The following is a 19,864-nucleotide window of genomic DNA, read 5'->3' on the forward strand; positions in this document are numbered from 1 at the left end:
AGAAAGCACTCAGAAGGCGCGGCATGGCGCATTAGAGCGGCCTTCCGCCCATCCCCTTAGCCCAAGCCCCAAGCATTGCCAGTTCGTCTAATCGCGGAGCACCGGTCACAAACAAAGCAAACGGATGGGCGGCCTACCCTAATAGTCGCTGGCGTAGTCGTCGGATGCGTAGAGTGCCTTGGCGTCTTGCGCTTGCATGATCGCTTCGCGGACGAACTCATGAGTCAGGTCGAGGATTCGGAGCTTGCCCCCAATCTCGGCTACCGATTCGATGCGTCGGAACTCGTGACCGTAACGTTCCGCGAAGTCCGCGAGGCCACGGAGTTTGGGGAGGGCATCGGAGAGGTGGTGGCCGTGGGGGTCTACGAGATCGGCAACGATGGTGCCGTCGGTGTTCTGGCTGAAGAAGATGAAGTCGGGGCGTAGCGCCTTCCAGTCGCCGCTGGGGTCCTTGTAGGCGATAGCCATGGACTCCTTCGATGCACGAGCGGGGTTGCGGTACCAGCCTTTGAAGCCGGGCTGCTGCATCTCGGAGTCGAGCACTTGCGTTTCCCACGAGTTGAGGTCGACGGGAACAGTGCCGTCCAACGCTGCCATGAGGTGCATCGAGCGCGTCGGCAGGAGTATCTCGGTGCCGTCGGCTTCACGGGCTTTGCTCTCCGCTTGGGCGGCCTTCGGCACGGTCAGCGAGATGCGTTCGGGCTTGGTGGACATACCCTCGATGCGGTCGTACTCAGCCTGCTGCTCATCCGGCAAGCCCTTACGGGCCACGCGGGTCTCGGCTAACCACTTCCTCGCCCTCGCGTCAGCCTCATTCTCCACACCATCGGCGATCTCGGGGACCCTGGCCAGTGCCGCGACTTCTACATGGGCATCCAGAAGGTCGGCTTCGCCTGCGTCGGGGCCAGCGATGTGGTCAACGTAGGTAGAGCAGAGCGCGGGGCTCAGGACGCGGTTTGCTTCTCGATAAGAATCCTCGATGGCCCTCGGGTCCGCGCTCTCTGCGAAGGAGGAGTAGGAGAAGCCGCCAGTCATCTTGGCGCGGGCTTCTTCACCGCGCATCGTCAGGACGTCCTTGCGCGCCTTGTCTAGCCTCTTCTTGTGCTGCACGGCACGACCGTCCAAGGCGGCGTGGAGGTGCGTATGCGCCTTCTCCACGGCTTCTTCGATCAGCCCGTCCTTCGACAATGCGGTAGCCAGGGCTGTCAGCCGGCGGATGGGCTTGACGTGCTGCTTCGGGATCGTGACGGTCGGCAACTCCGCGAAGCAGTCCCACACCGCCGGATCGACGGCAGGATTCGGGAACAGCTCCACAGGATCGAACAGGACGCGCCGCCCTTCGCCACCGCTGCTGCCTTCTTCGATGTCGTCCTTGGCCGTTGCTCCCTTCATCAGCATCGCAGCTACCCCGGTGGCGGTCTTGCGGTCGAAGAACGGCAGGACGCAGTCCACGGAGTTCAGCAACTCGTTGCCGGGAATCCTCCGCGCCAGCGGGGTACGAATCATCCGGCCGAGCAACTGCGTGATGTGTGTGCGATCCGCTGCAGGGCGGAAAGAAGCCAGCACTTCAGCCCGGGGACAATCCCAACCCGTGGAGATGGCGCTCTTCGCCAGGAGCACTCTGATGTGCTTGGCATCCTGCACCTGCTGGGGCTTGATGTACGGCACCGACTGCATACCCACAGTGAGGTCCTGATGCTCTCCGAAGACGTTCGCCATAGCATCTGCGGGTAGTCCAGGCCAGGTCTCGTAGATCGTGTCGAGTGTTCGCACCAGCGTCTCGTCGGTCGGCTTGTCACCCACCTGCACCACGAGCAGCGGCACCACCGCTTCAGTGTCACCTTGCTCGAAGGCGTACTGTTCCCAGGACAAGGTGGAGGCCTTGATCTTCTCCACCGCGCGCCTCAGCAGCACCGTGTCGAAGGTTCCCTTCTCCGCAGGGATCGAAAACACGATGTCATCCTTCGCTGGAAGGTATGACGGCCAGCTCAGTGCGGAGCCGGGCGAGCATCTCGCCCACCGGGTCGGGTACCTCTGGGGAGACGGCGGCAGCGTCGTGGGCCTCCGCGATCCACTTCTTCGCATCGAAAGCTCCGACTCTCGTGCCCTTGCCGGTCCGCACGACGACGGCGCGCGGCTCCGTGTGAGACTGGCGCACCAGGACCACGGGATGACGGCCCTCGTGCCCGAGGATGGGATAGGTACCGTCAGGGACCTCTTCGGAGAGAGCCACCACGAGATCAGGACCGGCGTCCGGCTTGAAGTCGTCGTGGGGCACGTTCAGCACCCACACGGCCGCCCAGCTGGGCCAGTTGGTTGGGAACGTGTCACCTCGCGATGTCGCGCGTCAGACTTAGTAGCAGGGCTGTTATGTAGGTCCTGAAGGAGAGTCCGACATGGGAAGACCACCAGTGATCCCGGTGGAGAAGAAGTCCAGGATTGTGTTGAGCATCCTGGCTGGAGAGATGACGATCGCTGAGGCCGCTCGGCGGGAGAAGGTCAGCGAGCAGTCGATCGGTCGGTGGAAAGCAGACTTCCTCGAAGCAGGCAAGGCTGGGCTCGCGGCGGGTAGGTCCGGGCCCTCGACCCGGGAGCAGCAGTTGGAGGCGGAGGTCACTGAGCTGACTCAGGCGTTGGGTGAGGCCGCTGTCGAGATTCGGGTGTGGAAGAAGTCGGCGGAGGGCAGGTTGGGCCCTTCGAGGACCTCGAGGTGATCCGCAGGGAGGCGGGCATGTCGACCGCGAGGTTCGTGAAGCTGATCGACATGCCCGAACGCACGTGGCGCCGGTGGCAGGCCAAGGCCCGTCAGGATCGCCGTCCGAAGGGGCCGTGGCCCCAGCCGGCTCGTACGGCTGCGCGGGATCTGGTGGTGGGTCATGCGCTGGCTAAGCCGGCGTGGGGGCATCGCAAGATTTGGGCGTTGACCCGTCACGCCGGTCACAAGGTGTCCCAGGCGACCGTGCTGCGGCTGCTGCGTGACGAGGGCCTGCTACTGGCCTCGCAGTACCAGAAGCAGCGCCGTGACCTCGCCGCTGACCGGAGGGCCGCGTTCGCGAAGATGCCTGATGGCCCGAACCAGGTGTGGCAGTTGGATTTCTCCGAGTTCGAGACCACCGCGGGTGGGACGTGGCGGATCGCAGGATGCCGGGACTGGTACTCGAAGTATGAGCATCCCTGGCATGTCTCACCCACCGGGAACAAGCACGACGCGATCGCCGCGGTCGAGCTCGCGTTGGCTGACTACGAGGCCCTGTTCGGACACCCGTTGGCCGATGCCTGCCCGATCAATGAGATCACTGGTGAGGTGCTGCCCGTGGTCACGATCGTGACCGACAACGGTGGCCCGTTCCGGTCGATCGACTTCGAGTTGTTCATCACCTCGCACCCCGAGCTGAGACACGTCCGGACTCGGGTCAAGAGCCCCGGGCAGAACGGCTCACGCGAACGCGGGTTCGGCACGTTGAAGTACGAACGCTTGTTCCTCGATGAGATCGCTGACGCATTGACTTTGGTCGAACGAGCTGAGGACTACCGCGTCGAGTACAACACCCAGCGCCCTCACGAGGCGATCGCCTGGAACCGGCCCCTCGAGGTCCACCTCGGCCGCGCCAGCGCGACCGTCCCCACCTTTGAACAAGAAGAAATCCTGCCAACTACTTGACGCGGGACAGTTTTGATCCTGACTCCGGTAGCAGGATCGGTCCATCGCAGGGGTGGGCAGCCGTAGCGCCTGATGACCTTGTGGACCGTCGAGGGGTTTAGGTGAAGGTGGTAGGCGATCCGGGCCGGGCCCCAGCGCTTGGTGACACGCAACCCGACGATCCGGCGTTCCGTACGTTGCGGGAGTTGATGCGGGCAATGCTTCGGGCGGGAGGTTTTGTCGACCATCGCGTCTGGGCCGTCTTCGCGGTAGCGCTGGGCCCAGCGGCGGGCGGTATTGACAGCGACGTCGAAGCGTTCGGCAGCTCGGCGCAGTGTCCAACCGTCGTCGACGACCAGTTTCGCCAGTCGCAGACGTCCGGTTTCGGTCAAGATCGCGTTACGGTGGGGCATGGAAGACCTCTGTTTCGTGAAATGGGTTCTGTCGTAAGTCCCACACTTCACTCAGAGGTCTTCCCCTATGTCCAGCAGACCCGCCGCGCGTACTCAATCTCCGTGGTCAGTACAGCTAGCCATCGACCCAGGCTGATCCGTCCGGCCCTATTGTTGGCACTGGGGCCCGTTGCGTCCCCAAGCCGCTGTGGCTTGGAGGGAGCACGCGAGGGTAGAGAGTCGAGGCTGAAGTGCCACTTCCTGTTCTTGTCGCAGGCGTCGCGATAGCTGTGAGCGTGCTCGGGGGCGGTGCAGCTGCAGTGGATGGCGGACTGCGGATGAGGAGGGCGAAGGTGCTGGTGGCCTCGGCCGAGGGGTTGTATGGGGACGCTCTTGAGGAGTTCAGAGCGGTCGAGCGGTGCGTCCAGGACCGCGCCCGCTCCTATGGCGAGAAGCAACTCCGGGTCCAGGTTGAGACGCTCGGGGCGTGGGTGGAGTGGCTCGAGAGCAACGAGCATCTGGTCAACTTGGTTGATCGGTCAACGCTCGACGGCGTCGAAGCTGAGATGCCCAACATCCCGGAACTCAAGGCTCAGGTCGTGCAAGGCGTGAAGCTGCTCAGCGGCGGAACAAGTGCAGCTGTCGGTGCGGTCGCGGCTTATCAGACAGCAATCTGGGGCGTAACTAGCTTCGCGGCCGCGAGTACGGGCACTGCGATCAGCGGGCTGAGTGGAGCTGCCGCCACCAACGCGACCTTGGCGTGGCTTGGCGGGGGCACGATCGCTGCGGGAGGCGGCGGAATGGCTCTCGGAGCCATTATGTTGACGGGGATTGCAGCCGCGCCGGCAGCATTGATCGGGGGCTTCACATTCGGCATCCAGGGCCACCGAGCGATGACGAAGGCAACTGAGATCGATGCGTGTGTCGCGAAAGCAGTGGCCGAGATGCGTCTGAAGCAATCTCTTCTTGCCGAGATCCCAACCCGGATCGATGAGTTGGAGGTCGTCCTGGACGACACCAATCGCCGTGCCGTCGAGGCTCTGGAAGTGCTGAAGGGCCACGCATTCGATCCTCAACTCCATTTGGAACAGTTCCAGCAGACCGCGCTACTAATGCGCGCTGTGGGCGAGATTCTCAGCACTCGCATCTTGGATCGCAAGGGTGAACTGACTGCGGAGTCACTGAAGGTTAGGGAGAAGTACACACAATGAACAATGGCAAGAGTGTCAAGGTTGTTAATCCCAGGATGGCAGCGGCGAATGTTTCCGCTTTCGACGCCGTCACTGTGCTCAACGAAATCGTGAACGCTGCTCAGGACTACTTGAACACCCGGCAGGAGGAAGCCACCAAACAGGCGGCAATCCGTGCCCGCAAGGAAGTGGAGCTTAGAGAGATCCACGACAAGAGCGCACTGTTCATGACCTACCTCCACCGGAGCTTCGATGAGAGACAGCGGAACTTCGAAGAACTGTTCGCCGCGCTCGACAAGGCGATGGAGACGGGGGGAGACGTCGGATCCGTACTTGGAGCAATCACCACGCTTGCGGCGTCCGGCCCGTTCAAGGACCTCCATGACATTGAGCTTGTACGCCGCAATCTCAGCGACCCGGACCACGTCTGGACGGTCTAGCAGGGCTTCGGATCACACCCGGACTCCGTACTGCTCAGCAAGCAGGGCGACGTCGAGGGCGACGGCCTGGGTGGTGGGGTCGGTGGCGACGACGGGGTAGCCCTCCACGTTGAGCAGCTTGGACACCTGGCTCATCACCATCGCGACCCTGTTGGCAGGCACGCCCAGCAAGGTCGCGGCGCGGGTGGCGCTGAGGCGGCGATCAGGCGTCGAGGCGAGAGCATCGACGAGGGCGGCGATCGCGTCGTCGGTCACGGCAACGCGTCCGACGAGCTTCTTCTGAGTTCGGTACGTCGTCGATTCGACGAGCGCTCGGCCCGCGCCGCCGGCGACGGAGGGTTCCGGTACGGAGGAGAACAGGTCTGGCTGCGGGACGTCCGGCACCTCGGCGGGTGCCGAGGGGGCCGCGACAGGGATCGTGGGGGCGCCGGTCAGGTCCCACCACGATGGCTCAGCTACCGGGGCGGCGGCGAGCTTGTGGGACAGGGTCGATGGCGCCAGCAGCGCGACCGGAACCACGACCTCGGCTGGGGCCGCGCCGCCGTGGTAGCCGGCCTGAAGGGCGGAATACCTGATGCGCTCGTTCACGGCGAGGACTGCCTGGTGCCCCTCGGAGAGCACTCGGGGGCCAGAGACGAACAGCTCGTCATCGGAGGCGGGAGTGGAAGGGGAGCGATGGCGCCCTCCAAGCCCGATGCCGCGTTGCGTCCCGCGGCGGCGCTCAACCACATGGCCGTGATCACTGGTCAGCACTACCAGCCGGCCGGCGGCTCGAGCGGAGCGGAGGAGAGGACCAAGGTGTTTGACGGTCTCCGCGGTCCAGTCGGTCCCCGCGGGATCGTTTCGATTCAAGGCGTCGTCGATGGTGTTGAGGACGCATCCGACAAGGCGGTGCCGGTCGGTGTCGGCGATAGCGAGGCGGACGTCGTCGGCGATCGCGAAGCCCTGCCGGCCGGTGTCGAGGCCCTTCTTGTGGAAGAGCGGGGCCTCACCCAAGCCCCTCGCCGAGGTGAACGCCGCGAAGTTGCGGCGCTCGGCGTCCTGCTGGCCGCTCGTCAACCGACCAGCCAACAGCGAGGAGCGGCTCATCTCCGTGACGCTGGGCAACACGGCCAGGGCGGGCGTGCGCAGGTCGGCCCCGGGGAGGAGACACTCGACCATTCCGAACTCCACCTCGGTGGTGGCGTGCTGGATGATCTCGGTGGCCACGCCGGCGCTCATCCCGTCGAGCACCAGCAGCAGCGTCGGATACTCGCGGGCCAGGGGCGCGACGATGTCGGGCAGCACCTGCTCCAGGCCACGCACCCCGGCGAGCGAATCACCGCAGCCCTCGCGGGCCAGGGCGGTGGCGAACTCCAGGTCATGGGCGTCGCGTCGCTTCTCGACCGCGCGCAGCACAGCCTCGAGCGCCGAGGCGAGTCCGGGATCGTCGACCCCCGACTCGGCGTCGTTGACGGCCGAGTCCACCCAGGCGTCGACCAGCAGGTGACGATCGGCCAGAGCGGCGAGCGCCGAAGGCGACTCGTCGTCGGAGGTGGCGGTCAGCCAGCGCACCAGCCGCACCCCGGCGCGGGCCGGGGCAACGCGGGTGTCGCCGTCGACCAACTCGTGCTCGGCGACTCGCGCCCACGCCGACTCCAGGGCGGAGGTGTCGCCGTCGGCGCCGTGGCGCAGGGCCGCGGCCAGGCCGCGGAGGCGGTGGGTGAGGCCGGAGCGCAGGAGGGTTGAGGCCTCGGTGAGGTGCTGGGCTTGGGCGGCGCTGAGGAGGTCGTCGGCCTGGGTCAGGAGCGCGGCGCCGGTTCGGGCGGTTGAACTCGCGCCCAGCAATCCTGACAGCACGACGCGGGAGAGGCGGCCGGCCGCGGCGAGCGACTCGCGGGGCACCGATCCCCAGCGGTGCTGGAGCCGAGCCAGGGCGAGCTCGGCCTCGTGCCGGTCGCGGGCGTTCAGCAGGCAGTCGACGGCGACGCCCAACGGTACGAGGTCGGTGACGGTGCCGGTGCGCAGGAGCGCGGCCACGAAGGGTGCGGCCTCGCCGGAGGAGTCGGCCACCCAGTCGAGGATGGCGTCGACGGTGGTCTCCCCGGCCCTGCTGCGGAGCCGGGCGATGGCGGCGGGCAGCGAGGCGTCGGTGGACCAGTGGAGGACGGCGATGAGGTCGACTGGCCCGGCGGGCAGTCCCAGCTCGGAGCGGGCCGCCGACGACAGCGCGTGGTCGCGGGTCAGGACACCGGCGGGGGCGGGCGGCCAGCCGTCCGTCGGTGCGAGCTCGAGGAGACCGGAAGCCACGTCGCGGGCGTTGCCGAGGCTGAGGAGGCGGGCGTCGACGCTGTGCGCGGAGAACGACTGCTGCACGGCCTGCCAGGGATCGGGGTGGCGGAGCCGCTGCCAGATGAGGTGGGACAGGAGGCCGGCGCCGAGGTCGTCGTCGCTGCGGTCGGTGACCACGACGAGCCAGCCGGCGGGGTCGGCTCTCCGGATGGCCTCACGGAGGGCCAGCGCCGAACCGGCCGGGACGATCCGCACGCCTTGACCGCCGAACTGGAACGTGGTCTCGCGGGTGGCCTCGGGGCGGGCCCGCACCCCGATCACCCCGTGCGAGTAGTTTTTGTGGCGGGCCTGCTCGATGAACGCGCGCGCGATGGCTGGGGTGACCGCGGCGCTGGCGGCGACGTCAACCGTCATTCGACCCGCCACTCCACGACGACGTTCTGATCCGGGTGCTCGTCGACGAACTCACGCAGCTGCTCGGACACCCGGGACAGGCCGCCTCTCCCGCGGAAGCGGGTGCGCCCGCCCGTTGGAATCGTCTTGCCATCGTCATCCCCTCCGCGTGGGTCGGTGACTTGCGGCACAGGGTTGCCCCGGGCGAGCCAGTCGAACAGCTCTCGGTCCGCGTTCGTGATGGCGGGCGCCAGCTGGGTGGTGAACTCGTCGGCCAGGAGCGCCTCGCGCAGCCGGGTCAGGATCCCGGCGGCCTCGTCGGCCCGCTCGCCCTCGCCAGAGAAGGCGGTGATGAGGGGCTCGAAGCGGTGCCAGTCGTAGCCGGTCACCTTCGCCGCGACAGCGCCCGCGCTCGCCAGCGACCGGCCGGTGGCCGTCGCCTGGGGGATGTCTGCGGCCGCGAGCCGCTTGATCAGCGGCAGCCCGTTCAGCCCTCGCAGCACCTCGCACAGGTCGGCGGCGACGCGAGCGGTGGCCAGCCGCTCGTTCGCCTGCGACTCGTCGAGCCCCACCGCCCTCCCGGCCGACTCAAGTGCCGTGACCAGCCGGGCGCTGGGCTCCGACAACTCGATCGCCCTCGCCCGCACGGCCTGCGCCAGGTTCGCCACCGCGCTGGGTGTGGCGTGCGTGGAGCTGGTCAACCCGAAGATCGAGCCCGCCAGGCGGATCGCCGTGGCCCACTCGTCCTCGCTGGGCATGGGCTGCTCGCGCACCTCCATGTCGTCGCGGAGCGCCCCGGGCTTGGGGGCGTCGATGGTGACGCCGTGGTGGTACCAGGCGCGACGGCGCAGCGCGGCCCAGGCGAGGATCACCAGGTCGGCCACCTCGCGGGTGAGGCCCAGCTTGGGTTCCATCCCGGCGATCCAGCCGCGCACCTCGCCGACGGTGACCGGTCCGCGGGCGTCGGCGTCGCGGGCGCCGAGCCGTCGCTCGAACTCCGGGCCCCAGGCGGCGAAGTACTCGTCCCCCATGAGGAAGTGCGTCTCGGCCGCCTTGCCCACACCCAGCGGGTTGGCGATCCGGCGCGTGGCCGCGGCGTCGGGGCCTAGCGGGACCCGGCTCTCGCGGTCGGCCAGCGCCTGCTCGACGTACGAGTAGGCCACCTGCAGCTCGCGCGGCCGCACCTCTTCGTCGCCAGGCTCGAAGCGCGGGTGCGCCGGGTACGTGGCGGAGAACGCCTCCCGCACCAGGTACTCGTAGGCCTGCTTGAGCGTGCCGCCGGCCGAGGGCCGGGGCGTGAAGCTCGGCGTCAGGGAGGCCAGCACCTCGGGGTGGGACGCGTCGCCCACCACGTCGCCGCTACTCAGCGGGGACTCGACGTCGTAGGCCACCTGGATGGCCTGTCGGATCCGGTGCAGCAGCGCCTCGCGCTGCGACTGCAGGATGGTCTTCGCCTGCACCCGGCCGGTCTCGGAGAGGTGGTCGGCGAAGGACGCGTAGCGGTCGCCGGCGCCCTCGAGGAGGTAGTTGAGGATCACCAGGCGGCTGACGTCGCGCATCCGCTCGGAGCTGAAGAACCGCGGCAGCCACACGATGGTGCGCTCGTCCCAGTTGCGGGCGCGCATCTGGTCGATCCGGGCCAGGTCCTCGGAGGCGGAGTGGCCCGGGTCGTCGAACGGGTGGTCGACGACGAACCGCCACGTCGACGGGCGGGCGCGGAAGTGCTCGTCGGTCAGCCATCCGGCGTCGCGGACGTTGCCGAAGACCAGATCCACCTCGCGGGCGGTGCCGCGCCAGATCACCTTGTGGGTGTGGGCGCCCAGCATGTCCTGCGGGCCGAGCGCGTCGAGGCCGAAGCCCTCCGCGACGAGCCGCTTGATCAGCTCGCGGCGGCGGCCATCGTTGTCCTCGCCGCGGGCGCGGTCCACCACCGACTCGTAGTCGACGTCGGAGAGCTGCACGGAGATCAGCGGGTTGCGGCCCTCGGTCTCGACGCGGATCTCCGGCACCTGCGTGGCCCACTGCCGCACCTTGGACAGCACCACGCTGGCCTCGCCGTTGGGCAGGGGGGAGCGGATGGAGCCGTGGTTGAGGGAGGCCAGCCGGCCGGCGGTCAGCCCCTTGAGGGCGGGCACGTTGGGAGCGACGGCGCTCAGGAGGAGCGTCTTCGCCAGCCGCAGGTCCCCGACCAGCGCAGGGGGCAGCGCAGCGCCGCTGCGCAGGTCCTCGGCGGTGAGGTTGTACTGCTTGAGGATCATCGGCTCCAGCCGCTCCTTGTAGAGGCTGTTGGCGGCCCGGAAGAGGGCGGCGGAGGCCTCGTCGAGCGGCTGGTCGCCGGCGGCGCCGGTCACCAGGTAGTCGAAGGCGTCGCCGACGGGGATGACGTCGGCGATGGAGAGCTCGTCGCGGCGGTCGACCAGGAGTTGCTGCATCACCTTCAGCGCGGTGCGCTCGCGCTGCATGACGCCGGCGAGCGACCGGAGCGTGGAAACCAGCGCGGGGGAGAAGGGGTAGGTGAGCCGGAACTGGGCGGCGTCGGCGCCGCGGTGCCTGTCGTCGGTGTTGATGCCGTCGAGGAGTACGTCCCAGGATTCGGCGCGCCGGTCGAGGGTGTCGAAGGCCCGGTCGATCTCGCGCTTGGCGTCGTCGTCGCGGGGGGTGAGGAGGCGCTTGTTGGCGACGTAGGGGAGGTTGTCGTCCCCCAGCCGGATCTCGGGGAAGCGGCCCTCCTGGAAGCGGAACGCCTGGTCCAGTGCCTGCTGCTCGGCGCCGCTGGCGCCCGAATCAGCCAGCCAGCGGCGAAGGTCCATCTGGCGGGCGATGAAGGAGACCAGCGGGATGCGGCGGCCGCCCTGCCCGCCCTCGACCAGCTTGCTGATCTTCTGCGCCTCGGCGCCGAAGAACGCGTGGTCGCGGATGCGGAACGCCAGCCACAGCACAAGTTCGTCGAGGAACAGCACGACGGCGTCGTAGCCGAGCGACTGGGCGTGCGCGGAGATGGCGGTGAGGCCCTCGTCGAGGCCGATGTGGGAGGCGTGCCGGCTGTAGGCGGCGAAGTACCGCTCCTGCAGCGCGGCCACCAGCTCGGCGCGGCGCGGGTCCTGTGCGGAGGCGGCGCGGGCGGCGTCGTAGCCGGCCGCGTCCCAGGTGGCGGCACCGCCGAGGAAGGAGTCCCACACGTCGCCGGCCTCGGTGCCCTCGTTGAGACCGTCGAAGAACGCCTGATCGCCGATGCGACGGCGCAGCGAGTCGGCATCCTCCAGCAGGCGGCTCGTCTGGTGCAGCAGCGGCGGGGTGGCGTCGGGGTGGAGCTCGTTGACCTGGCGCAGATAGCCATCGAACAGCGCCTGCTCCAGCGACGTCGCACCCAGCAGGTGGAAGGTCAGCGGGAGGACCTTGCGGCCCTGGAGCTGGGGGTCGTGCCGGGCCACGACGCCCGCCAACTCGGGGATGGCGCGGGCCTTGGGGGTCTGCCGGAGCAGCGCGTAGAGGACGGCCATGAAGTGGCTCTTGCCGGAGCCGAACGAGCCGGTGAGGAACGCGCCCTTGCTGGAGTTGGCTGAAATGGCGGTGGAGACGACGCCGAGCGCGCTGTCGAAGGCGCGAGCCAGCTCCTCGGTGACCACGTAGTCGTCGAGCGTGCGGGCGAGGTGGGCGTCGTCGACGCTCTCGGTGAGCCGCAGCACGTAGTCGGCGGTGCTGGTGGTCTCCGGGATGGTGAAGATGTCACGCAGTAGGGCGCTCACTTGGCGGCCCTCCTTCCGCGGGTCGGGGCTGGGGGACGCCACGCGGCGAGGTCGTCGACGGTGAGGCCGAGCGACATGAGGTGTTCGCTCAGTTGCTCCCGGGCGAACTGGGCGGGGCTGACGCCGAAGGTGGGGTCGAGCTCGGAGTGCCACTGCTCCACCCACGGCTGGAGCTCGGCGAGTCCAGCGACGAGCGGGACGAGCTGGGTGTCGGGAGCGCCTTCGGCGATGCGCTCGTGGATGATTGTGGCCAGGGCGAGGGACTGCTGCGCGTGGTCCCACCCTGCCCAGCCGAGCAGTGGGGTGGGGTCTGTCTCGCGCCCGGCGCCGGGGTAGAGGATGAACCGTTCCTTGGGCACGTCGAGCTTGCCGCGGGCCTGCCAGTAGGAGGGCTTGAGGAAGTCGGTGGAGCCGTACTTGGGCGGGACGGGGATCCCGCTGCTGGTTGAGCTTGTCGAAACCTCGCCGGCGTCCTCGCGGCGTTGAAGGTCCCAGGTATGTTGCCAGTCGGCGAACTTCCTTAAGCCCGTTTCCTTGAGGCGGAGCGCTGCGAGGTAGGGGACGGCCTCGCTCTCGACGAGGGCGGTGAGGGCGGCTTCGAGGTCGGTGTCGCGGCGGCCCTGCCAGACGTCGACGACGCTGCGGAACTCCGGGTCGCGGCCAAGTGTGTCGGCGAGCTGGCTGACGGACTGCGGCCGCACCTGCCCCTGCGAGGTGAACCACAGCGAGCGGTCCTCCAGACGGTCGAGCAGCCATCCACGCAGCGCGCGGTCGGCCTGCTTCTCGAACGGCTCGGTGGCCCAGCGGCGCTTGTACTCGGGCGCCTCCAACAGCCGGATGGCGTCGACGGACTCGATCGCGTCGATGCGCCGCTGCACCAGCTCGCGGTAATCGGCCGGCCAGTGAGCAGGGATGTCCGTGATGGGGGTGGAGCCGTGCCGGTCGAACCAGGCGGTGCTTTCCTCGCCGGCGGCGATCTTCCTGGCCAGCACGATTTCGAAGGCGCGTTCGCCGAGTTGCACCTCGGGGGGCTCGCCCGCGTAGACGAGCGCCTGGTCCAGCAGGCCGTAGGAGGCGTAGACCTCCCAGTCCAACTCCTCTTGGTGGGCGATCATCTGCGCGCGGAGGGAGGCCTGCTGCTGCTCCGCGTCTGCGAGCAGCTCGGCCGACGGTGTGGCGACGGCTATCAGCGCCTCCACCTGCTCCGCGGACAGCTCCCGGGATAGAGAGTCGAGGGTGGTTGCGTACTTCAGGGGAAGTGACGCGGGCAGCGGGAAGTCCTTGACGGTGGTTCCGTTGAACTGGTAGAAGTTCTCCCACGCCACGGTCGTCTGCCGTGCGCCCTTGATGTCGACCGTGCTGCCCTTGTTGTGGCAGTTCTGCTTGAGCCAGAAGCAGGCGGTGGAGGAGTTGAGGACGCCGAGGAGCTTGAGGTGATCGTCCTCGGTGGCGTCGGCGGGCAGCTTGATGACGGGAGCTGTCTGCTTGAACACCTTCCCGCCCCGGTCGAGGACGAAGTGGTTGTGCGTGGCGACTTCGGCGAAGGCAATCGAAAGCATCGTCTGATGACGCCCGTTGAAGAACATGGCGTGGTCATACCAACGAAGCCCTCGAGCCTCCGGTGTTTGGCCGAAGTAGAGCCTGTTTCGTAGGGTGGTGCGAAGCGGCCAAAGCTGACGAGCCATGCTGGCATCGAGATCGAGTTGCTGTCCCCGAAGCTCCCACGGGAGTAATGCAAGACTCTTGGGTTCGATTCCGAAGTCCCGAACTTCTTCGCCCACGACAATCGGAACTGCCCAGGGGTGGCGGGTTAGCCGATGCCCTTGAGGGCGAAGAAATGCATCGTCCTCACCAGTCAGATCGGTCATGCCAATGTTGTCGATCATTGAGTTGAGAGACCGCGAGGACTCCAGCACCTTCTGCACGGAGTTGGCGGCACCTCCACTCAGACTCCACGGGTGTCGGGCGAGGAATGAGCGCTCAAGATCGACAACGGAGACCCAGCCATCTTGGAATCCTGGGTTCTCAACGTTTGCGACAATGCTTGTCCAGACCAGGCCGTCGCTGGCGATCACGGGCCGACCAGGCTCCCCACGTATACCTTGAACGACGCGGATCGTTCGGCGCAACGGTGATTGGTTTCGACCGATTACTGTGACTGTGGGCGTTCCGTGGCCCGGAATATAGGCACCAGATGTGTCTATGACCTCCTGCAGGTCAATAGCGGGGAACAAGTCTTCCACTAACGGTGTGCCGAATTCGCGCTTCATGAAGGCGTTGGAGGTTATCTGCCCTGCCCATCCAGCCTGCGTCATGCCGTCGCCACGCTTAGCGAGCTGGAAGAGCAGCTCCATGAAGGGCGCGGTGAGCTGATACTTCCCCTTCAAGTGGGAAAAGCGCTCGCGATACCCAGCGTTTAGCGCCTTGTCCTTTACAGTGATGTACGGGGGATTCGCGACGACAGCGTCGTACTGACCACTGCGCAGCGCCTTGATCAACTCCTCCCTGTGCTCGGTGGAATAGGCGAACTCGCTCTGGGTCTGGAACAGACCCTCCTTCACCCGGCTGAACCACAGCGAGTCGCCTGCCAGCACGTGGATGCCGAACCCCGGCGCGGTCTCGAGGGACGTGTGGTCGATGGCCTTCAGCGCGGCGACGGTGAGGCGGAAGACGGCGATGGCGGCGGCGAAGGGGTTGATGTCGACGCCCCACACGGCATCGAGGGCGTTCTGCACCTGGTCGCGCCGTCCGAGGGCTGGGGCCTCCGCCTGCCAGCGCGCGAGGATCCGTCGGAAGGAGCCGAGGAGGAAGTGGCCGGAGCCGCAGGCCGGGTCGATCATCTTGAAGCCGTCGAGCGGGCGGTCGTTCAGGGCGGGTTCGAGGGTGCGGTCGAGGATGAATTCCTCGACGAACTCTGGTGTCTGGAGGAGGGCGTAGGTCTTCTTCGCGTGGTCGGAGAGGTCCTGATAGAGGTCGCCAAGGAAACGGGTGTCAAGGCCGGGGTCGGTGAAGTCGTGAACGAGGGCGCCGTCGTCGGTGCGCTGCCGCCAGAACTCCAGGAGGCGGCCCACGGCCTGGCCGGAGGGGGAGACGGTGTGGAGCATGGCCTGGTCGTCGACGAGCCCGCGGGTGGCGGGGGTGTTGGCGAGGTGGGCGATGGAGTGCTCGACCCACTCGCGGTGGGTGTGCTCGGGGTTGCGGCGGAAGTAGGCGAGCTCCGCGTCGAGGGCCTCCTGGTAGCGGTGGCCGGGGCCGGCGATCCAGACGGGGGTGAGGAGGCGGTTGTCCTCGCAGAACCGGACGAACACCGTCGTCAGCACCCAGGAGACGGCGGCCTGGGTGATGCGGTCGTCGGCCCACGCGGTGTAGGTGGCGGCGGTGCGGTCACCGGATGTGGCGGCGGCGTGCTCGCTGCGCCAGGGCTGGTCGTACTCGGGCAGCGTGATCCGCTGGCGCAGGTCGTCCTCCAGGAGAAGCACCTGCTTCTTGAGGTCGGCGACGAGGGCGGCGGGGGTGATCACGCGGGGTGTCCTTCCGGGGCGGGGGTGCGGTGGTACGTGTCGATCCAATCGCGTGGCACCGACACATATTGATTGGGGGCGGTCAGGGGCAGGGAGTGCCCGTCGACCATGGGGCCGATGTTGCCGTGCAGCTGCGGCACGACGAGCCACACCGCCGTGGGGCGGGGGGTGGAGAGGTCCATCCAGCCGGCCAGCATGCCGAGGGCGTCGTAGCGGGCGAGCAGCGAGGCGTCGAGGAGCGCGACGGGGCGGCCCGCCGCCTCCTGCAGAGTGGTCTCGATGGTGGCGCGGACGGAGGGCAGGGAGCGCTCGACCAGGGCGCGGAGGCCGTTGTGGGCGCGGGAGCCGGGCTGGTCGGCGTCGGCGCCGAGGACCACGTCCCAGGGGAGCCCGGCCGCGGCGGCGGTGGCGTAGAGGGCGTCCATGAGGGTGTGGGTGAGGTCGAGGGTGACGGCGTCGAAGTGGGTGGTGAGCACGCCGACGAGGCGCTCGTGGGCGCCGGCGTCGACGCCGAGGGCGACGAAGGAGCGGCCTTTGCGGCTGTCGATGAGGCGTTGGCCGACGGCGCCGGGGCCGGAGGCGAGCGTGGCGGGGGTGCCGAGCTGGGTCTGGAGGCGCGACTCGAGGCCAGTGGTGTCCTTGCCCGCCGCGGCGGCGGCGCGGTAGCCGCGGGCGGTGTCGTCGTAGCGCAGGCCGCGGCCGAGGCCGTCGACGATGGAGTCGAGTTCGGGACGCTGGGGGAGGGATCGGAGCTGGGGGAACCGGGCCTGGACGCGTTCGCGGAGTTCGCTGGGGCGGTAGAGCTGGCCGGGGATGACGGCGGGCAGGGTGTAGCGCAGCGCTGCGCCGGCGGTGAGGTCGCGGTGGTGGAGCTCGCCTGCGGCGGAGGCTCCGGTGTGCCGGGAGACGAGGGCGGCCAGCTGGGCGAGGCGCTGGCCCTCGCGCAGGTCGTCGAACGGGGCGGCGGCGCGGGGCGGGGTGGCCTGGTCGAGGACGGCGCCCAGCTGCTGGGCGGCGCGGGCCGCGGGGACGAGGGCGTCGGTGCCCGCCCCGTTGGCCTCGTCGACCAGGGAGTCGGCGCGGCGGCCGAGGGCCTCGGCGACGTCGAGGAGGTCGTGGCGGACGGCCACCAGCAAGGGTTGACCCTCTCGGCGGCGGAGCAGCCAGCCTGCCTCGCCGTCGTCGGAGCCCTCGGCGCGTTCGCGGGCGGCCTCCCGCTCCAGGGTCCAGCGCAGGAGACCCTGGGCGAGGCGGAGCTTGGTGGCTTCGTCGGCGGAGGGTCCGGCGAGCATGAGGCTCAGCAGGTGGGTGGCGAGCTCGTCGAAGGTGGCCACGCCGCCGAGGTCGGCGAGGCGCTGGTCGACGGCGTCGGTGAGTTGGCTGAGCAGGGTGAGGGCGGCGGGGTCGGCGGCCCAGCGGTCCTGGAGGGTGGCGAAGAGCTGGCTGACGCGGCCGCGGGTGAGCGGCGGTGCGAGGGCGGCGGCCAGCTCGGCCTGGGTGGCGTTGGGGTCGGTGTCCCTGAGGAGGCCGAGGACGAGGGTGGCGAGTTCGACGGCGCGGTCATCCTTGCCCTGGCGGGCCGCGGCGATGAGGACGTCGGCGCTGTCGTGAGGGTCGGGCAGGGAGGTGGTGCCCTCGACCACGCGCCAGATGCGCTCCCTGCTCTTGTATTTGTCCCGCCAGGTCCTCGCGTGGCGCTTGATCTCCTCGCGGGTGGCGCTCGACGAGCCGGGGAGCCGGTTGAGGCGGACGGCGTCGATCTGCGCGACGTCACCCACCGTCGCCACCTTGAGCGGCTCCAGCGCGGAGATGGCGCGGGGGGTGAGGCCGGACTGGGCGAGCGGGGTGTCGGCGGTGGCCTGGGCGGCGAGCTCGTCGGCGTTGGTGGGCGGCACGGAGCTGGCGGGGAAGCAGGCGCGCCAGTCGAGGAGCATCTGGGTGGCGGTGTCGTGCCGGGCGGAGGCGTCGCGGGCCAGGGCGCGGGCGAAGAAGGCGGTGAGTTGCGCGGAGGCCGAGGGGTCGAACCGGGTGGGGTCAATGGCCGCCTCGTCGGGGATGGCGGCCGGGTCCGAGAGGCCGTCGCCGTAGACGGGCGGGTGGCCGGTGGCCATCTCGAACAGCACGACGGCGGCGGCGTAGCGCTCCGCGGCCGAGTCGTACTGGCGGCGGGCGGTGAGGAACGGGTCGAGGTAGGGGCGGGTGCCGGCCTGGATGTCGGAGGCCGCGGCCTTGGCCAGGGAGAAGTCGAAGAGGACGAGGTGCTTGGAGCGGTTGCTCTTGTCGACTTGGACGCCGAGGTTGGCAGGCTTGATGTCGCGGTGGGTGACGCCGGCGTCGTCGAGGACGACGAGGGTCTCCAGCAGGTCGGTGCCCCAGCGGTCGAGGAGATCGAGGGAGAGTCGCTCTCGGTTGCCGAGGTGGGTGGCGAGGGTCTCGCGACCGGCGGAGGCCAGGAGGAGGGCACGGCGGCCGGCGACCTCCAGCGGACCCTCGATGAGCTTGACGATGCGTGGGCTGTTGACCTGGCGCAGGGTGCTGGCCTCGTCCTCGAGGCGGCGGGCGGCGGCGTCGTCGACGGCGACCTTGAGGACGCGCTCGGGGCGGTCGTCGAGGCTGAGGTCCTCGACCAGCAGGCCGACGGCGGTGGAGCCGGCGCCGAGGCGGCTCTTCAGCTCGAACCGGCCGCCGAGGATGGCGCCGGGGCCGGCGTCGAGGGGGTCGGCCGCCTCCTCCTGCGCGGGGCCGGCGGTGGCGGCGTCGAGGGCGCCGAGGAAGGCGGCCACGTCGGGGAGGCGGTCGGAGACCTGCGGGTGGGTGGCCTGGAGGATGGCGTCGCGGAGGGCGGGCGGCACCTCGGGGAGCTCGACGGAGACGTCGAGGCCACGCTGCTCGCGGAGGCGGGCGGTGAGGTCTGCGCGGTTGCGGGCGGGCAGCTGGCCGCCGGTGACGAGGTAGAACGCGAGCGCGCCGAGGGAGAAGACGTCGAGGCGGAGGCGGTCCGGGGTGCCCACCTGGATGCCCTCGGGGGCGGTGAACGCGGCGCGCGCCCAGCGGTCGGCCAGCGGGATCTCGCCGGCGAGGACGTCGGCCAGTTGGGTGACGCCGCGGGTGGCCTCGGTGTGGGTGGCCTCGTCGGTGCGGCCGACGCCCTGCCAGTCGCCGACCTTCACCTGGAGGCGGCCGTCGCGGTCGGTGGTGACCAGGACGGCGCGCGGGTTGAGGCCGCGGTGCACCACGTTCTTGCCGTGGGCGTAGGCGAGGGCCTCGGCGATCTGACGGACGAGCGCGAGCTGGTCGTCGAAACCGAGGGTGGGTCGGCCGGCGAGCCAGAGGTCGAGGCGCTGCCAGGCGGGGTCGTAGGGGTAGACGAGGCCGGGGCCGAGGTCGGAGTCGACCAGATCCTCGGGGCGGAGGACGGCGTCGTGGCTGAGGTGCTGCATGACGCGCATCTCGTGCTCGGCGATGCGGCGGACGCGTCGGCGGGCCTCGTCGGGCGAACCCTCCGGGACGGTGCGGAAGCGGATGCGGCGGCGGGTCTTGAGGAGCTTGTGGGTGCCGAGCCAGTCCTGCCAACCCGGGCCGTCGTCGACGGGCTGGGGGTCGAGGACGAAGCTGCCTGCCTCGCGCTGGTGGGAGCGCAGTCCGATGAGCTTCATCATTCCGACGACGGCGTTCTCGCGGACCTCGCTGCCTGGGTGCGGGGTGCCGTTGAACAGCTCGGTGATGGGGGTGAGGCCGGAGGCGGCCTCGTTGCCGGGGAGGCCGTAGAGGTCGCGGCGGTCGGGTTCGGGGAGTTCGACGACCAGGTCCGGGTGGTGGAGGAAGACGGACTCCTGGATGTAGGGGATGACGTCGCGGGCGGGGGGCGGCGGGGAGTCGAAGCGTCGGCCGCGGCGCCAGTCGTCGTAGGCGCTCATCAGCTTGGAGCGCAGGCGCTTGGCTTTGCGGTTGGCGAGGCGGAGGGGGGAGTCCTCCGCAGCGCGGCCGTCGCGGAGCCAGGTCTGGTCGTTGCCGCGGAGGCGTCCGGAGTAGTACTTCAGCTCGACCAGGTGGAGGCCGTCGGGGGCGAGGATGAGGAGGTCCACCTCGGACCAGTTGCCGCGGTCGTCGCGGAACTCGAAGTTGGTCCAGGCGCGGAACGGGGCGCGCTTGGGGAGAAGGTCGCGGACGATGCGGAGGCCGTCGGCTTCGTGCGCGAACTGGGAGGGGGTGACTTCGATCCACCGGTCGTCGACCACGCCGCCCTCCTTGCCTTGATGCCTCGTGTCAGC

Annotated in this window: 10 protein-coding genes and 1 pseudogene; 4 read left to right on the top strand and 7 right to left on the bottom strand. The window is 69.0% G+C overall.

Features of this window, described 5'->3' with window-relative positions; translation table 11 throughout:
* Window positions 1–138 precede the first annotated feature (138 nt).
* Complete coding sequence (locus ACX1DX_RS12035) at window positions 139–1,953, bottom strand: hypothetical protein (protein ID WP_459396792.1); 1,815 nt, start codon at window positions 1,951–1,953, stop codon at window positions 139–141.
* A 4-nt stretch (window positions 1,954–1,957) separates the two neighbouring features.
* Complete coding sequence (locus tag ACX1DX_RS12040; RefSeq protein WP_459396793.1) at window positions 1,958–2,293, bottom strand: hypothetical protein; 336 nt, start codon at window positions 2,291–2,293, stop codon at window positions 1,958–1,960.
* 103 nt (window positions 2,294–2,396) lie between these two features.
* Between ACX1DX_RS12040 and ACX1DX_RS12045 the strand changes: the two genes are divergently transcribed.
* Both ACX1DX_RS12045 and ACX1DX_RS12050 read left to right on the top strand, forming a co-directional pair.
* On the top strand, window positions 2,397–2,714 hold the full coding sequence (locus ACX1DX_RS12045; RefSeq protein WP_459396794.1) for a helix-turn-helix domain-containing protein: 318 nt from the start codon (window positions 2,397–2,399) through the stop codon (window positions 2,712–2,714).
* A gap of 17 nt (window positions 2,715–2,731) precedes the next feature.
* Window positions 2,732–3,661 (top strand): integrase core domain-containing protein, encoded by a 930-nt coding sequence (locus ACX1DX_RS12050; RefSeq protein ID WP_459396795.1) that lies wholly within the window; start codon window positions 2,732–2,734, stop codon window positions 3,659–3,661.
* A gap of 23 nt (window positions 3,662–3,684) precedes the next feature.
* Here ACX1DX_RS12050 and ACX1DX_RS12055 read toward each other — a convergent pair.
* A pseudogene (locus ACX1DX_RS12055) lies at window positions 3,685–4,053 on the bottom strand (helix-turn-helix domain-containing protein); the annotation flags it as partial.
* Between the two features lie 230 nt (window positions 4,054–4,283).
* On the opposite strand from ACX1DX_RS12055, the gene ACX1DX_RS12060 reads away from it, so the two are divergent.
* Both ACX1DX_RS12060 and ACX1DX_RS12065 read left to right on the top strand, forming a co-directional pair.
* Window positions 4,284–5,243 (top strand): hypothetical protein, encoded by a 960-nt coding sequence (locus ACX1DX_RS12060; RefSeq protein ID WP_459396796.1) that lies wholly within the window; start codon window positions 4,284–4,286, stop codon window positions 5,241–5,243.
* A complete protein-coding gene (locus tag ACX1DX_RS12065) occupies window positions 5,240–5,662 on the top strand; it encodes a hypothetical protein (protein WP_459396797.1) in 423 nt (140 codons plus the stop codon). Before ACX1DX_RS12060 ends, ACX1DX_RS12065 begins: the two co-directional genes overlap by 4 nt.
* Before the next feature lie 12 nt (window positions 5,663–5,674).
* Here ACX1DX_RS12065 and pglZ read toward each other — a convergent pair whose 3' ends face one another.
* From pglZ to pglW, 4 genes are read right to left on the bottom strand one after another with little or no spacing between them, the layout of a single operon-like run.
* A complete protein-coding gene (gene pglZ, locus ACX1DX_RS12070; RefSeq protein ID WP_459396798.1) occupies window positions 5,675–8,347 on the bottom strand; it encodes a BREX-2 system phosphatase PglZ in 2,673 nt (890 codons plus the stop codon).
* A complete protein-coding gene (locus ACX1DX_RS12075) occupies window positions 8,344–12,072 on the bottom strand; it encodes a DUF6079 family protein (protein WP_459396799.1) in 3,729 nt (1,242 codons plus the stop codon). Before ACX1DX_RS12075 ends, pglZ begins: the two co-directional genes overlap by 4 nt.
* The gene (gene pglX, locus ACX1DX_RS12080) at window positions 12,069–15,593 is read right to left on the bottom strand and encodes a BREX-2 system adenine-specific DNA-methyltransferase PglX (protein ID WP_459396800.1); all 3,525 of its coding nucleotides are present in this window, start codon (window positions 15,591–15,593) and stop codon (window positions 12,069–12,071) included. The genes ACX1DX_RS12075 and pglX overlap by 4 nt, the downstream gene beginning before the upstream one ends.
* Complete coding sequence (gene pglW / locus ACX1DX_RS12085) at window positions 15,590–19,831, bottom strand: BREX system serine/threonine kinase PglW (protein WP_459396801.1); 4,242 nt, start codon at window positions 19,829–19,831, stop codon at window positions 15,590–15,592. The genes pglX and pglW overlap by 4 nt, the downstream gene beginning before the upstream one ends.
* Between the last annotated feature and the right edge of the window lie 33 nt (window positions 19,832–19,864).

The sequence above is a fragment of the Tessaracoccus zhenghani genome (genome assembly GCF_054552775.1).

Excerpts from the sequence above, each read along its gene's own strand:
- ACX1DX_RS12045 (WP_459396794.1), top strand. The coding sequence starts at position 2,397 with ATGGGAAGACCACCAGTGATCCCGGTGGAGAAGAAGTCCAGGATTGTG.
- ACX1DX_RS12065 (WP_459396797.1), top strand. The coding sequence starts at position 5,240 with ATGAACAATGGCAAGAGTGTCAAGGTTGTTAATCCCAGGATGGCAGCG.
- ACX1DX_RS12050 (WP_459396795.1), top strand. The coding sequence starts at position 2,732 with ATGTCGACCGCGAGGTTCGTGAAGCTGATCGACATGCCCGAACGCACG.
- pglZ (WP_459396798.1), bottom strand. The coding sequence starts at position 8,347 with ATGACGGTTGACGTCGCCGCCAGCGCCGCGGTCACCCCAGCCATCGCG.